Annotated in this window: 14 protein-coding genes; 2 read left to right on the top strand and 12 right to left on the bottom strand. The window is 71.5% G+C overall.

From position 1 onward, the window contains the following. Positions 1 to 67 precede the first annotated feature (67 nt). Entirely contained in the window at positions 68 to 1,183 is a 1,116-nt protein-coding gene (locus IM770_RS08120; protein WP_203580623.1) for an adenosine deaminase, read from the top strand. A 24-nt stretch (positions 1,184 to 1,207) separates the two neighbouring features. Here IM770_RS08120 and IM770_RS08115 read toward each other — a convergent pair whose 3' ends face one another. The 11 genes from IM770_RS08115 to IM770_RS08065 all read right to left on the bottom strand — a co-directional run bounded on the left by IM770_RS08115 (position 1,208) and on the right by IM770_RS08065 (position 12,182). After that, on the bottom strand, positions 1,208 to 2,164 hold the full coding sequence (locus IM770_RS08115; protein WP_203580622.1) for an SDR family oxidoreductase: 957 nt from the start codon (positions 2,162 to 2,164) through the stop codon (positions 1,208 to 1,210). Continuing rightward, positions 2,161 to 3,207, bottom strand: a complete 1,047-nt coding sequence (locus IM770_RS08110; RefSeq protein WP_203580621.1) for a bile acid:sodium symporter family protein — start codon at positions 3,205 to 3,207, stop codon at positions 2,161 to 2,163. Before IM770_RS08110 ends, IM770_RS08115 begins: the two co-directional genes overlap by 4 nt. Beyond that, positions 3,204 to 4,631, bottom strand: coding sequence for a flavin-containing monooxygenase (locus IM770_RS08105; protein ID WP_203580620.1), 1,428 nt, complete (start codon positions 4,629 to 4,631; stop codon positions 3,204 to 3,206). Before IM770_RS08105 ends, IM770_RS08110 begins: the two co-directional genes overlap by 4 nt. 139 nt (positions 4,632 to 4,770) lie before the next feature. Further along, positions 4,771 to 5,493 carry a TSUP family transporter gene (locus IM770_RS08100; protein WP_203580619.1) on the bottom strand — a complete coding sequence of 241 codons (723 nt, stop codon included), beginning with the start codon at positions 5,491 to 5,493 and terminating at the stop codon, positions 4,771 to 4,773. Between the two features lie 133 nt (positions 5,494 to 5,626). Next, the gene (locus IM770_RS08095) at positions 5,627 to 6,460 is read right to left on the bottom strand and encodes an alpha/beta hydrolase (protein ID WP_203580618.1); all 834 of its coding nucleotides are present in this window, start codon (positions 6,458 to 6,460) and stop codon (positions 5,627 to 5,629) included. Positions 6,461 to 6,485: 25 nt separating this feature from the next. Then, entirely contained in the window at positions 6,486 to 7,649 is a 1,164-nt protein-coding gene (locus tag IM770_RS08090; RefSeq protein ID WP_203580687.1) for a mannitol-1-phosphate 5-dehydrogenase, read from the bottom strand. Next, on the bottom strand, positions 7,649 to 8,086 hold the full coding sequence (locus IM770_RS08085) for a PTS mannitol transporter subunit IIA (RefSeq protein ID WP_203580617.1): 438 nt from the start codon (positions 8,084 to 8,086) through the stop codon (positions 7,649 to 7,651). Before IM770_RS08085 ends, IM770_RS08090 begins: the two co-directional genes overlap by 1 nt. 128 nt (positions 8,087 to 8,214) lie before the next feature. Next, positions 8,215 to 9,774, bottom strand: a complete 1,560-nt coding sequence (locus tag IM770_RS08080) for a PTS mannitol transporter subunit IIBC (protein WP_203580616.1) — start codon at positions 9,772 to 9,774, stop codon at positions 8,215 to 8,217. Positions 9,775 to 9,819: 45 nt separating this feature from the next. After that, on the bottom strand, positions 9,820 to 11,493 hold the full coding sequence (gene ptsP / locus IM770_RS08075; protein ID WP_203580615.1) for a phosphoenolpyruvate--protein phosphotransferase: 1,674 nt from the start codon (positions 11,491 to 11,493) through the stop codon (positions 9,820 to 9,822). A gap of 2 nt (positions 11,494 to 11,495) precedes the next feature. Then, entirely contained in the window at positions 11,496 to 11,774 is a 279-nt protein-coding gene (locus tag IM770_RS08070) for an HPr family phosphocarrier protein (RefSeq protein WP_203580614.1), read from the bottom strand. Positions 11,775 to 11,804: 30 nt separating this feature from the next. Then, positions 11,805 to 12,182: a PTS sugar transporter subunit IIB gene (locus tag IM770_RS08065; RefSeq protein WP_203580613.1), complete on the bottom strand. Its 378-nt coding sequence runs from the start codon at positions 12,180 to 12,182 to the stop codon at positions 11,805 to 11,807. Positions 12,183 to 12,377: 195 nt separating this feature from the next. Between IM770_RS08065 and IM770_RS08060 the strand changes: the two genes are divergently transcribed. Further along, complete coding sequence (locus IM770_RS08060) at positions 12,378 to 14,321, top strand: BglG family transcription antiterminator (RefSeq protein WP_203580612.1); 1,944 nt, start codon at positions 12,378 to 12,380, stop codon at positions 14,319 to 14,321. 13 nt (positions 14,322 to 14,334) lie between these two features. On the opposite strand, the gene IM770_RS08055 is transcribed toward IM770_RS08060, so the two are convergent. Further along, a complete protein-coding gene (locus tag IM770_RS08055; protein ID WP_203580611.1) occupies positions 14,335 to 14,919 on the bottom strand; it encodes a GNAT family N-acetyltransferase in 585 nt (194 codons plus the stop codon). Between the last annotated feature and the right edge of the window lie 11 nt (positions 14,920 to 14,930).

Genomic DNA, 14,930 nt, shown 5'->3' with positions numbered 1-14,930 from the left:
CGCTCCTCATGCCGTAGGGGCCGCGGCATCCATCCTCATCCCATCCGCGATCCCACCAGGAGAACTCATGCCCATCGATCAGCACGGCGACGCCATCCTCGACGGCCTGTCGATCCGCGGCCTTCCCAAGGTGTCGCTGCATGATCACCTCGACGGCGGCGTGCGCCCGGCGACCATCATCGAGCTCGCCGACGCGATCGGGCTGGAGGTGCCGGAGTCCGACGCCGACGACCTGGGCGACTGGTTCGCCGAGAAGAGCGACTCGGGCTCTCTGGTCGAGTACCTGAAGACCTTCGACCTCACCACCGCGGTGATGCAGACCCGCGAGGGCCTCACGCGGGTCGCCCGCGAATTCGTCGAGGACCTCGCGGCCGACGGCGTCATCTACGGCGAGGTGCGGTGGGCGCCGGAGCAGCACCTCGGCCGGGGGCTGTCGCTCGACGAGGTCGTCGCGGCGGTGCAGGAGGGCATCGAGGAGGGCGAGGACGCGGCCGAGCGCCGTGGGCACGACATCCGTGTCGGCCAGCTCATCACGGCCATGCGCCACGCCGACCGTTCGCTCGAGATCGCGCGCCTGGCCGTGGACTGGCGCAGCCGCGGTGCGGTGGGCTTCGACATCGCCGGCGCCGAGGACGGGTTCCCGGCGTCGAACCACCGCGAGGCGTTCGACTACCTCGCTTCGGAGTTCTTCCCCGTGACCGTCCACGCGGGCGAGGCGGCGGGGCTGGACTCGATCCGCTCCGCGCTCATCGACGGACGCGCGCTGCGCCTGGGGCACGGCGTGCGCCTGGCCGAAGACCTCGAGGTCGTCTCGCGGGCCGGCGAAGAGGTGCTCGTGCAGTTCGGCGACCTCGCGCGCTGGGTGCGCGACCGCGAGATCCCGCTGGAGCTCTCGCCGTCGTCGAACCTGCAGACCGGCGCCATCGAGCGCTGGGGCACGACCCTCGAGGATCACCCCTTCGACCTGCTGTACCAGCTCGGCTTCGCCGTCACGGTGAACGTCGACAACCGCACGATGAGCCGCACGTCGCTGACGCGCGAGCTCGCCCTGCTGGCCGAGACCTTCGAGTACGGCCTCGACGACCTCGAGGCATTCCAGCTCAACGCCGCCGCCGGCGCCTTCCTCCCGGTGGAGGAGCGCGAGGAGCTGATCGACCTCATCGCCGACGGCTTCGACGCGTAGTCGACCCGCCGGCTCGGCGGGGCGTCAGCGGCGGGCGACGCCGGGGTGCGTCTCGAGGTAGGCCTCGAAGGCCTCGGATGACGTCTTCGAGGGCGTGAAGCCGAAGTCGCGCTTGAGGGCGTCGTTGGCGAGCACCGGGCGGTAGCGGAGGAAGCCGACCTGCTCGGGGCCGTGCGGGGTGAGGTGCAGCATCCGTCCCATCCGCAGCGCGAAGGCGAGCACGCCCGCGGGCACGGTGACGACGGGCTTGCCGAGGCGCCGCGCGATCTCGGGCACCGTCACGCGGCCGTCACCGGCGACGTTGTAGACGCCGGGGGGTCCGTCGGTCGCGGCTCGGGCCATCGCCCCGGCGACGTCGTCCACCCACACGAAGACGAACGGCGACTCGGAGCCGCGCACCTTGAGGAGCGCCCGGCCGTCCCAGAGTGCGGTGATCTGGTTCTGCACGGTCGGACCGAGGATCGTGCCGATGCGGAACACCACCTGCTCGAGCTCGGGATGGGCCTCGCGGCAGTCGGCGAGGAGCTGCTCGACGAGGCGCTTGTGCTTCGAGTAAGGGAACTCCTCGTTGCCGCGCACCGGGTCGCTCTCGCGCAGCCACTCCGGGCTGTCGGCGTGATACCCGTAGGCGGCTCCGGACGACGACACCACGATGCGGCTCACCCCGGCCTCGATGCAGGCGTCGAGCACGCGCCGCGAGCCGTCGACGTCGACGCGGTACTCGAGGTCGTGGTCGCGACCGGGGTTGACGATGGCGGCCAGGTGCACCACGACATCGATGTCGTGGCGTCGCAGCAGGGGCACCAGACCGTCGGGACGGGTCACGTCGCAGTCGTCGTAGACGACGCCGTCGACAGGATGCTGCGGCCGCCGCACATCGCCGGCGACGACGAGTTCGACATCGGGGCGGGCGACCAGCGCCGCTGCGACGTGGGAGCCGAGGAAGCCGGCGCCGCCGGTGACGAGGACGCGCCGGCTCATGCGACAGGCCCCGCGGCATCGGGGGCACCCGAGGGCGTCGGCCCGGCGCCGCCGGCATCGGACCCCGCGCCGGGAGCATCGGCGGCCTCACCGCCGGACGCACCGCGCAGCGCGTGGCGGGACGCGTCGCCCTTCGCCGAGCCGGTGCGGCGCTTCGTGTGGCGCGCCCAGAGGGCGGCGACGATGAGGCCGGCGATGATGTCCCAGATGCCCCACCACCCGGCGACGATGGCCATGCCGCCCAGTCCGCCGAAGAACGCGAAGACGAGGCCGAGACCGAGGCCGGCGTTGCGGATGCCGACCTCGAAGGTCATCGCCTTGCGCTCGCGCGTGCCGAGGCCGCCGACGACCGCCGTGCCGTAGCCGATCGCGAGGGCGACCGCGTCGTGGATCGTCACGACGAGCACGATGATGCCGAGGAACGCGACGAAGTACGCCCAGTTGCCGGCCAGTGCCGCGACGATGAAGCCGACGAGGGCCAGCAGCGAGAACCACTTCACCCATGGCTGCACGCGGGTCGCGAAGCGCGGGAAGCGATGCCGGATGAACAGGCCGAGCGCGAACGGCAGCCCGATGATCAGGAGGATGTCGCCGAGCATCGCCCACGGGTTGAGCTCGACCGCGACCAGGAGCTCGCGCGCCGTCGGGTGCAGGGAGCCCCAGAAGGCGACCGACAGCGGCAGCACGAAGATGTAGATGAGATTCGACACCGCCGTCATCGACACCGACAGTGCGACGTTGCCCCCCGAGCGGTGCGTGAGCACCTGCGAGATGTTGCCGGGCGGGCAGCACGCGACGAGGATCATGCCCAGCGCCATCGACGGCGTGACGGGCAGGATGAGGGTCAGGCCGAAGGTCACGGCGGGCAGCACGACGAGCTGCGCGAGGATCGCGATGACGAACGGCTTGGGCTTGCGGGCGACGACCTTGAAATCGTCGAGCGTCGTGTCGAGCGCGATGCCGAACATGATGAGGCCCAGCACCACGTTGAGGATCACGAGCGTGCCCGGGTTGAAGTTGAGGAGGACGTCGTCCGGATTCATGCGTTCACCTTCTCGGAAGCCGTCGGGCGAGGCGCGGTCCGGGCTCGGCGGCCTGTGCCGCGCCGCCCGCCGTTCGTGGCGGCATCCGTTATCAGCGTCTGGGCCGCGGCGCGCACCGCCGAGCGATAGGCGTCCTTGTTGACGTAGTACGACATGCGCTCGAGTCCCAGATACTTGTAGCCGCCGGTGAGGTCGGGCCAGCGCTCGCCGGCCACGCGCCGCCGGAAGGCGGCTGCCCGCTCGGGGTGGCGTTCGACGGCGGCGAGGTAGGCGGCGATGAGCTCGGCCTGCTCATAGCGGCCCTGCCAGCCGATTCCGGATGCCTCGATCATGCCCATCACGAACAGTCCGTTGAACGACGGCGGGAAGGCGTTGAGGAACAGGCGCGGGGCCATGCCGGACCACGCGAGCTCGGTGCGGTCGACGAAGGGGTAGTCGAGCTTGTAGCCGGTCGCGAGCAGCACGGTGTCGTACTCGGCCGACGAGCCGTCGCGGAAGTGCACCGTGGGGCCGTCGAAGCGATCGATGTCGGGCATGACCCGCAGGTCGCCCTGCCCCAGGTGGTTGAGGATCAGTGTGTTCACGATCGGGTGCGACTCGTAGATCCGGTAGTCCGGCTTCGGGAACCCGAACCGCACCGGATCGCCGGTGAAGGCGCGCAGCACGCGGGTGTCGACGAACTGCTTGAGGCGGGCCGGGAGCGGCCGGCCCTGGTTGAGCGTGTCGGAGGGGCGGCCGAACAGATAGCGCGGGACGAAGTAGTACCCGCGGCGCACACTCATGTCGACGGATGCGGCGTGGTGGACCGCGTCGACCGCGATGTCGCAGCCCGAGTTGCCCGCGCCGATGATGAGCACGCGTTTGCCCGTCAGCTGCGACGCGGCCTTGTAGGCGCTGGTGTGGAGCAGCTCGCCGGTGAACTCGCCGCGGAAGGCCGGCACGTTCGGCTCGGCGAGGGTGCCGTTGGCGAGGATCACGCCGTCGTACCGGCGCTCGATCACCTCGGCCGCGGTGGCCGGGTCGGTCGGTTCCGGAGAGGCGGTGGCGCCGGCCGAGAGCTCGGCGCGCAGCGTCCATCCTCCGTCGTCCGTGCGGTCGAGCGCCGTGACCCTCGTGTCGAAGCGGAAGTGCCCCGTAAGCCCGAAGTGGTCGGCGAAGTCGCGGAAGTACGAGATCAGCTCGCGATGGCTGGGATAGTCGGCCGTCGTGCGCATCGGGAACTCGGTGAACTCGGTCGTCGTGCGCGACGAGATCAGGTGGGCCGACTCGTACATCGTCGACCGTGGGTTCTCGATGTCCCACAGGCCGCCGACGCCGCGCGACGCCTCGTACCCGTCGAAGTCGATGCCCGCCTGCTGCAGTGCTCGTGCCGCTGCGAGTCCCGACGGACCGGCGCCGATGATGGCATAGCGGTGGTCGCTCATTGATCCTCACGTTCGTCAGCCGGCACGTCCTCGTGCCGATTCCGCCGGAGAGAACACTAGGCGTGAGTCGGCATTAACCGAAATCGCGCCGTGACCCTGCCCGCCGGCCACCGGACGACGGGCGTCTGCGACGGTGCGCTCAGAAGAAGAGTGCCAGGATGCCGCGCACCAGCACCACCGTCGCGCCGGCCCACGCGAGCACCAGCATGGCGCCGCGGGCGATCCGGGGCGAGACGTTGCGCGAGAGGACGGTGCCGATCCCGATGCCGGCGACCGTCGCGACCGCGAGCGTGCCGACGTCTTCGATGGGCGAGACGGGAAGCCCGCGCAGCGCCACCGACACCACGCCGAACACCAGGAAGATCAGCTGCGCGCTCGCGGCGAACCGGCGCTGCGGCCACCGGTCGCCCACGGCGTAGGCGGCGAGCGGTGGCCCCGACAGCCCGCTCGCGACGTGCATGAAGCCGGCCGCGGAGCCCGCGACGACGGCGCCGGTGCGCCCCGTCAGCGTCGCCGACAGCGCGGGAAGGTGCCCGGCGACGAGAGCGAAGTACGCCATGGCGGCGATGAGCAGCAGGAGCGCGGCGTCGGGCAGCAGCCGCACGAGCAGCGCGCCGAAGGGCGCGGCCACGAGACCCGGCCAGATCAGCCACCACGAGCGACCCCAGTCGATCTGCCGCCACACCAGCGGGATCGCGGTGAGCGAGGCCACGAGCGCGAGGAGCACGCCGAGCGTGACGCCCTCGACGGGGCCGTAGAGCAGCACGATGGGGCCGACGAGCACGAGCACGAAGCCGAGGCCGGTGATGCGCTGGATCACCGCGGCGACGAAGGCCGCGATCGCCGCGAGGATGACGGTCACGGGATTCGAGTCTAGGTCGGGGGCGCGGGCGCACCCGCCGCCCGGGTGCTTCGTATGGCGCACACGCGGAATGGCTCGCGCGATCCCGCGTGTTGCGACAACCGAACGGCACCCGACCGCGCCGGCCCGGGGGTCAGCGAGCGGGGACGGCGAGCGCGAACGGGCCGACGAGCTCGGTGAGCTCGTCACGCATGTCCTCGTCCGAGATCGTGGGCGTGTTGTCGCCGGCCTGCGGTCCGTAGTCGCCGAACGAGGAGTGGCTGGCGCCCTCGATCTCGTGCAGTTCCGCGTCGGCGGGCAGGAGGTGGCGTGCGTCCGCGATCTTCTCCGGCGTCGACAGTCCGTCCTCGCTGCCCGAGACGCTGACCACCGGCAGGCCCGACTCCGACAGGTCGTTCGAGCAGTACGAGCCGAAGAGGGCCAGGCCGTCGGCATCCGTCGCCAGCTGGCACGCGCGCACTCCGCCGAGCGAGTGACCGCCGACGAGCCACGTGCCGACGTCCGGCGCGAGGCCGGTGAAGGCCGACAGCGGCCGCAGGTCGAAGAAGGCGAGGTTGAGCCACGGCTTGGTGATCACGACGGTCATGCCGTCTTCGGCGACGAGGTCCGACACCTTGGAGGTGTACGCCCACGGATCGACCTTCGCGCCCGGGATGTACACGAGCCCGACGTCGGCGGACTCGCCGGTGGGGGACAGCACGATGCCCGCATCGGAGTCGGTGATGGAGATCGCAGGGTCGGCCCGCACCTCGGCGAGCGGCCCGGGCTCGGCGGCCATCACGCCGACCTGGCTCCAGATGACGATGCCGGCCACCGCGATGCCGATCAGCGCGCCGACCGATCCCAGCACCCACCAGAGGATCCGCAGGCCCTTGCCACGGGGGCGCGGCGCGGCGGTGTTCGCAGCACCCGCGTCCGGAGCGGCGGCGTCGGAGGTGGGCGAGAGGGCGGTGTCGGGTGCGGTCACCACATGAGCGTAGACGCGCCGGTGATCAGTCTCCTGGGAGCCCCAGGTCGGCCTGGCGCGCGGCCACGACCGCCTGCACCTTCACGAAGAGCGGATGCCCCGGCTCGAGGCCCGTGACCGACTCGGTGAACGAGGCCGCATCCTGCTCGCGCAGCATCCGCTGCAGGTCCACGGCCTGGGCGTCCTCGGTGTCGTCGAACTCGAGCGCCGCGCCCATCGCTGCGACCAGCGCGTCGACGCTCAGGCCGCGTTCTGCCGCCTCGGCGGCGGGCCCCACGAAGCGCTCGTGCCGCGACAGCTTCCGCAGCGGCTGGCGACCCACCCGCCACACCGTGTCGGGGAGCGCCGTGTTGCGGAAGCGGCCCAGGATCGTCGCGCGGTAGTCCGCCAGCGACGACGCGTCGAGCCCGTGCTTGGCCTCCAGCAGCGCCGACGTCTCCTCCAGCGCCGCCTCCACGCGTGCGGCGACGCCCGCGTCGGCGAGCGCGTCGGCGATGGCTTCGATGCCCGCCTGCGCGCCGAAGTACGCCGCCGTCGCGTGCCCGGTGTTGACCGTGAACAGCTTGCGCTCGATATACGGGTCGAGGTCGTCGACGAAGTGCGCTCCAGGGATGTTCGGCGGGTCGTCGCCGAACGGCGGCCGCTCGATCGCCCACTCGAAGAACGGCTCGACCGTGACGTCGACCCCCGCGCCATCCGGCTGCGCCGGGACGATGCGGTCCACCGCGGTGTTCGCGAACACCGTGCGCGACGCCAGCGCGTCCCACGCTTCGCCGGCGAGCGCCTTGATCTCGTCGCGCAGCAGGTCGGTCGCGTTGATCGCGTTCTCGCACGCCATGATCTGCAGCGGCGGTTTCGCCGGGTCGCGCAGCGCGAGGCCCGCCACGATGTGCGGCGCGACGAACTTCAGGATCGTCGGACCGACGGCCGTCGTCACGACGTTCGCGCCGGCGATCTCGTCGATCACCTGGTCGGGGTGCTCCGCGCTGTTGATCGCGCGGAAGCCGGTGACGACGGTGTCGTGGCCGCCCGCGCCCACCTCGTGCACCGTGTAGCGGTCGACGCGGTTGATCGCGTCGACGAGCGGGGCGGCCACGTCCGAGAACACCAGCTGGTACCCGCCCTGGTGCAGGAGCAGTCCGACGAACCCGCGCCCGATGTTGCCGGCGCCGAAGTGGACCGCTTTCATCACACGCCCGCCGCAGACACCAGGCTGAACAGCTCCTCGGGGGTCTGCGCCTGCTTCAGGCGCGCCACGTCGTCCTCGTCCGAGAACAGGATCGCGATCTGCGACAGGATCTCGAGGTGCTCGTCGCCCTTGCCCGCGATGCCGACCACGAACGTCACCGGGTTGCCGTCCCAGTCGACGCCCCCGTCGTAGCGCACGACCGACAGGGCGGACTCGAGGATCTCGGCCTTGGTCTCGTTCGTGCCGTGCGGGATCGCGAGCTCGTTGCCCATGTACGTCGACACCGTCTGCTCCCGCTGCAGCATGGCGTCGTAGTACCGGCCGGTGACCGCGCCGGCGGACTGCAGGATGTCGGCCGCCTCCCGCATCGCGTCGTCGCGCGTCGCGCCGCCGGAGTGGATGCGCACCTGTCCGATGCTGAGTACGTCGCGTGCCATGTTCTCGCCTTTCTCGTCGTTCGTCTTCGCTCGTGTCATCAGGGGACGCATGCCGCGGCCTGCGCCGCGGCCGGGTGGCGAGCGATGGGACCGGAGGCGCGTGCGCCGCCCGGCCCCATCGCCGTCAGCTACGCCCCATCCTCATGCTGGGCGCGCACCAGGTCCACGACCTCGTCGTAGCGCGGCGAGTTCATGAAGTTGTCGACCGAGACGTGCACCGAGTTCGGCGTCTTCGCCCGCGCGCGGTCGGTGAGCTGGTTCTGCGTGATGACCAGATCGGCCGACGGGTCGAGGGCGGCGATCGCCTTGTTGGTGACCGTGACGTCTTCGATGCCCGCCTTCTTGATCTTGTTGCGCAGCACGCTCGCACCCATCGCGGAGGAGCCCATGCCGGCGTCGCACGCGAACACGATGCTCTTGATCTCGCGCTCGGTCATGGTCGCCGGCTCGATGCCCGCGTCGGCACCCGTCGCGGCTCCGCCGCGAAGGCCGTCGAGGTGCGACGAGGACTTCCCCTTGGCCGCGGCGGTCTGCGTGATCGCCGCGCCGAACGCGTCATCGGTCGCCGCCATCGCCTCGAGGTCCCGCTTGCGCGAGGCTCGGAGGATGACCATGGCGATGAGGAACGTCACGGTCGCCGACAGCACGACCGACAGGATCACCGCGAAGTAGGCGCCCGGTGCCGTCTGGAGGAGCACCGCGATGATGCTGCCCGGGGCGGCTGGGGCCCGCAGCGCACCGCCGAGCAGCATGTTGGTGGTGACACCGGTCATGCCGCCGGCGATGAGCGCGAGGATCAGGATCGGCTTCATGAGGGCGTACGGGAAGTACACCTCGTGGATGCCGCCGAAGAACTGGATCACCGCGGCGCCGGGGGCCGACGCGCGCGCCGCGCCGAGCCCGAAGAAGGTGAAGGCCAGCAGCAGGCCGACGCCCGGTCCGGGGTTCGCCTCGAGCAGGAACAGGATCGACGAGCCCTCCTCCGAGGCCTCGGCGATACCCAGCGGCGTGAGCACGCCGTGGTTGATGGCGTTGTTGAGGAAGAACACCTTCGCCGGCTCGATCAGGATGCTGGTGAGCGGCAGCAGGTTCAGCTCCACGAGCCAGTTCACGGCGAGACCGAGTGCCCGCATGATCTCGTTGACCACCCAGGCGATGGGGTAGAAGCCCACGATCGCCATGACGAAGCCCCAGATGCCCGCCGAGAACATGTTGACGAGCATCTCGAAGCCCGCCTTGATCTTGCCCTCCCACAGACTGTCGAGCCACTTCATCGTGTAAGCCGCGAGCGGAGCCATGATCATCGCGCCGATGAACATGTGCACTTGGTTCAGCGGGGCGGCGCCTTCGGCGAGACCCTCGTTGAACCGGGCGACCAGCAGGTCGGAGCCCGCGATCGCGCCCATCGTGCCGATGGAGGCGACGACGCCGCCGCGCACCCCGTACACGATGCTGCCGCCCGTGTACGCGATCAGGATCGGCAGCAGGTAGTGGATGAACGGCCCGACGATCGTCGCGAGATCCGCGTTCGGAGTCCATCCGACGTCGATGAAGAACGCCGTGAAGATGCCCCACGCGATCAGCGCGGGGATGTTCGGCATGATCATGCCGGAGAGGAACGTGCCGAAGCGCTGGACTCCGACCCGCGCCCTGCTGGTGCCCGATGCGGGCACTGACGCCGTTGTCATTTCACTGTCTCCCTTGTGTGTGGGTGTGCCGGCCGCCGCAGCGGCCTATCGGGTGGCCGCCTGCTGGGCAGCGGATCGGGCGGATGCCGCGTCGTTCGCGGCGAGGGCGGCCGAGGCGATGTCGCGCGCCTGATCGAGGGTGTGCTGGAGCAGAGTGGCGCGCACGTCGGCGAGGGCCGTGGGCGCCATGGACAGGCTCGTGGCGCCGAGGCCCACGAGCACGACGGCGAGCAGCGGATCCGCTGCCGCCTCGCCGCAGATGCCGACCGGCTTGCCGTTCGCGCGGCCGGCGTCGCCGACCTCGCGGATCAGGCGCAGCACCGCGGGGTGCCACGGATCCTGGAACGACGCGACCGACCCGAGCAGGCGGTCGGCGGCCAGCGTGTACTGCGTGAGGTCGTTGGTGCCGATCGAGGCGAAGTCGGCGTCCACGAGGATGCGGTCGGCGAGCAGCGCCGACGACGGCACCTCGACCATGACGCCGGCGGTCTTGATGCCGTAGTCGCGCGCGAGGGCCGTGAAGTAGTGCGTCTCCTCGACCGTGGCGATCATCGGCGCCATCACCCACAGGTCGGCGGAGGTCGCGGCATCCGCCTCGGCCAGCGCCGTGAGCTGCTCGCGCAGGATGTCTTCGCTCGCGCGCAGGGCGCGGATGCCGCGGAGACCGAGCGCCGGGTTCTCCTCGTGCGCGTCGTTGAGGAACGCGAGCGGCTTGTCGGCTCCGGCGTCGAGCACCCGCACGACGACCTTCTTGCCCGGGAAGGCGGCGAGCAGCTTCGTGTACGCCTCGCGCTGCTGCTCCACGGTGGGCGCCTGGTTGGAGCTCAGGAACAGGAACTCGGTGCGGAAGAGCCCGACGCCCTCGGCGCCGAGCGCGACGGCGTCCGTCGCGCCCTCGGGGTTGCCGAGGTTCGCGAGCAGCGGCACGGCCGTGCCGTCGGCGAGCGCCCCGTCGGTGATGGGGGCGGATGCCGCGGCGGCACGTGCGTCGGCGCGGTTCTGCGCCCGCTCGAGCTCCTGAGGCGTCGGCTCCGTGGTGACCACGCCGGCGGCGGCATCCACGATCACCGTCTCGCCGTCGCGGAGCCCCGTGGCGTCCACCGCGCCGACGATCGCGACGATCGACTTCTCGCGCGCGAGGATCGCGGTGTGCGAGGTCGGGCCGCCCTCGGTGGTGACGAGCGCCAGCACCTTGTCGAGGTCGAGGAGGGCGGTGTCGGCCGGCGCGAGATCCTTCGCGACGAGGACGAACGGATGCCCCGGGTCGGGCACCCCCGGAGCCGCGACCCCGCGCAGCCGCGCGATGACGCGCTGGGCGACGTCGTCGAGGTCGGCCGCGCGCTCGCCGAGGTAGCCGCCGAGCGCCGTCAGCTGGTCGCGGAACGAGGCGAACGCGTCGAACACCGCGAACTCGCCGGTCTTGCCCTTCTCCAGGCGGGCACCGACCTCGTCGGCGAGCGTCGGATCCTCGGCCATCATCGCCTGGGCCTCGAGCACCTCCTGCGCGGCGCCGCCGGCCTGCAGGCCGCGGGACTCGAGCTCGCGCGCGACGGCGGCGACGGCATCCGTCACCCGCGCCTTCTCCTCGTCGATGCTCAGCGTGCTCGGCGCGTCCGACGGCGCGGGCGCCGGCTCCGCCATGCGCGCGACAGGACCCTGGGCGACGCCCAGCCCGATTCCGACGCCCCTCAGCTCGCGCGATACCAGCTGCTCGGTCATCTTCAGGCCTCCGCGTCGTGGTCGGTGGTGAGCAGTTCGGCGAGCTTGTCGAGCGTCGACTCGGCGCCGTCGCCGTCGGCGGTGAGGGTCACGTAGTCGCCCTGTTCGACGCCGAGCGCGATCACGCCCAGGATGCTGGCGGCGTTCACCGGGCCCCCCGCGTCTTTCGCGATGGTGACCGGGATGCCGGCATCCTTCGCCGCCTGGGCGAACAGCTTCGCCGGGCGCGCGTGCAGCCCGTGCGCCGATCCGATCCGGACGGTGCGGGAGATGGGTGGCATGTCGTGACCTCTCTGTCTGGTCGTCTCTGTCTAGGCCGGCGGTTCGGAGATGGGCGGGGGATTCTCGGCCGGCGCCGCGTCCGCGGCCGGGAGCGGCCCCCCGGGGCTCCCGGTCGCGGCGTGGACCAGCGCGAGTGTCCGTGTGCCGTCCCGGTCTCCGAAGATGTCGGGGGGCAGCAGCACCACCGTCGTGCCGCGGGCGGCGGCGTCTCGTTCGATGCGGGCGAGCGCATGACCGAGGTGCGGACCGACCAGCACGACGTCGGCGGCATCGAGGTCGATCGGAAGCGACTGCTCGGTGCCGGCGAAGGCGGAGTAGTCGAGTCCCTCTGCGTGGGCCGCGTGACGCACACGCTGTGCGACGAAGGTGCTCGAGGCACCCGCTCCGCAGACCACCAGGATCCTCATCGATCCGCCTCCTCTTTCCGCCATTCTTGTGAGAACGCTGGGAGGGGACAACCACTCCTTCTTCCGCGGGGGCGGAAACGGCGCCGCCTCAGGGCGTCCGCACCACGGCCGCCGAGCGGGCGAGAACCCCGCGAGACGAACCGCCGAGCGGCATCCGGACCACCCCGCACGTCACCCGCGTGGTTGACTGGACGCGTGACCCGAGCCCGGCAAGATCGCGTGCTCGGACTGCTCCTGCGCGACGGCGACTGGGTGACGGCGGCCGCTCTGGCCGACTCCCTGGGCGTGACGCCGCGCAGCATCCGCTCGTACGTCACCGCGGCGAACGCCCGCGTCACTCCCGGCACCGCGGTCGAATCGGGTCCGCAGGGCTATCGTGCGGGGACGGATGCCGCAGCCGCCCTGCGCGCCGGCAGCGACGTCGGCACGCCCCGCGACCGGCTCCACACCCTGGTGCGCACCCTGCTCGACGCCCCGGACGGCGTCGACGTGTTCGAGACCGCCGACGCGCTCCACGTGTCGCCGGCGACGCTCGACGCCGACCTGGCCCGCGTGCGCGGACTGCTCGGCGGCACCGAGCTGACGTTGGAGCGCTCGGCGTCGCGGGCCCGGCTGCGCGGCACCGAGGGGGCGCAGCGGCGGCTGCTGAGCACGCTCGCGCACGACGAGATGGATGCCGGATCCTTCGACCTCGCGGCTCTGCGGCGCACCCTCGGCGAAGGCTCCGTCGGCGCGCGTGCCTTCGGCCCGTTCAAGACCGAGCTCGTGGCGCGCCTGGGGCAGCTCGGCTGGTTCGTCAACGAGTTCGGCATCGCCGACGTCGTGATGCACATCGCGATCGCCGCCGACCGCACCGCCCGGGATCGCCCGCTGGATGCCGCAGGCGCCGAGGGCGGAGCGGCGGCACAGCGCCCGACCCAGACCCAGGTGGCGGAGATCATCGAGGAGCTCTCCGAGCGCCACCTCGACGTGCGGCTCGGCAGCGCCGACCTGCAGCACCTCGCGACCCTGGTGCTGACGCGCGTCGTCGCTCCGGACGCACCGGCGGGCGCGGCATCCGTCACCGCTCCTTCCAGCCTCGACCCCGAGGTGCACGGGGTCGTCCGCGAGGTCGTGACCGCGGCCGCCGAGGAGTTCCTCGTCGACATCGCTCACGAGGACTTCATCGCGCGCCTCGCGCTGCACGTCCAGAACCTGCTGCACCGCGCCCGTGAGCAGGCGTGGTCGCGCAACCCGCTCACGCGCTCGCTCAAGTCGACGTACCCGATGATCTTCGAGGTGGCGGTGTTCATCGCGAGCCGTCTGCAGCAGCGACTCGGCATCCCGCTGCCCGACGACGAGATCGCCTACATCGCCATGCACGTCGGCGGCCGGCTCGAGCGCAGCCGCCGCGCCGATCAGCTGCTGACCGCGACGATCGTCTGCCCCGGCTACTACGACCTGCACGAGCTGCTGCGCTCGAGCGTCGACCGCTCGCTCGGGCAGGCGATCGAGGTGGTGGGCGTCGAGACGCGGGTCGATCCCGACTGGGCCTCGATCGACACCGACCTCGTGCTGACCACCATCGACCCGCCGGCGTCCGGCGACAGGATCGTGCGGATCCAGCCCTTCCTCACCGACCCCGACGTCGAGCGGGTGCAGGCCGCGGCCGGGCGAATCCGCCGCACGCGGCGACTCGCCCGCCTGCGCGCGGAGCTCGAGCGGTACTTCGAGCCCTCGGCCTTCGCACGCGGGCTCGACGACGCCGCGGGCGAAGAAGGCGTCATCCGTACGCTCGGCGCCCTGCTCCGCGACCGCGGGGTGATCGACGCCGACTACGTCGAGCGCACGATCGAGCGCGAGCGCCTGTCGTCCACGGCGTTCACCGATGCCCTGGCCGTGCCGCACGCGCTCGAGATGACGGCATCCCGCACGGCCATCGCCATCGGCATCGCCGACCCGTCGATCCCGTGGGGCGACGGCCGCGTGCAGGTCGTGGCGCTCGTGGCGTTCTCCGAGACCGATCGCGAGGCGTTCCAGACGGTGTTCGAGCAGTTCGTCGAGGTCTTCAGCGAGCGCGACAGCGTGCAGCGGATCGTGCGCCGCGGCACCGACTTCAACGCCTTCCTCGACGAGCTCGTCGCGGTCATCGACGGCTGAGCCGCGGCATCCGTCAGCCGCGCGCGAGGCGCTCGGTCAGGTCGAGGCGCACCGCCGGCCACTCCGAGGGGAGGATCGAGAAGACCACGGTGTCGCGGAGGGTGCCGTCTGGCCCCAGGCGGTGGTTGCGCAGCACGCCGTCCTGCTTGGCGCCCAGGCGCGCGATCGCCGCGCGGGACTGGCGGTTGTGCCAGTGCGTGCGGAACTCGACCGCGATCGCATCGCACTGCTCGAACGCGTGGCCGAGCAGCAGCAGCTTCGACGCGGTGTTCACCGCCGTGCGCTGCGCCTCCAGCCCGATCCAGGTGTGGCCGATCTCGACGTGGCGGTTGGCCTGGTCGATGTTGCAGAAGGTGGTCGTGCCGATGACCTTCCCGGTGTCGAGGCGGCGCACCGCCCACGGGTTCATGTGTCCCTCGTCGCGCCACGCCAGCCGCCGCGCGATGTCGGCGGCGACCCCCTCGGGTCGGGGCACCGACGTGTACCAGGTGTGCTCGAGACCGGTCGCCGCGGCGGCCAGGTCGTCCTCGTGGTCGGGGGCGAGCGGTTCGAGGCGCACGTAGGCGTTCTCGAGGGTGGCGGGGGAGGTGAGGAGCATCCTCCGAGCGT

Source organism: Microbacterium hibisci, assembly GCF_015278255.1.
Taxonomy (GTDB): Bacteria; Actinomycetota; Actinomycetes; order Actinomycetales; family Microbacteriaceae; genus Microbacterium; species Microbacterium hibisci.
The sequence above is the reverse complement of the archived record's forward strand: the minus strand, read 5'-3'. Positions and strand labels throughout refer to the sequence as shown.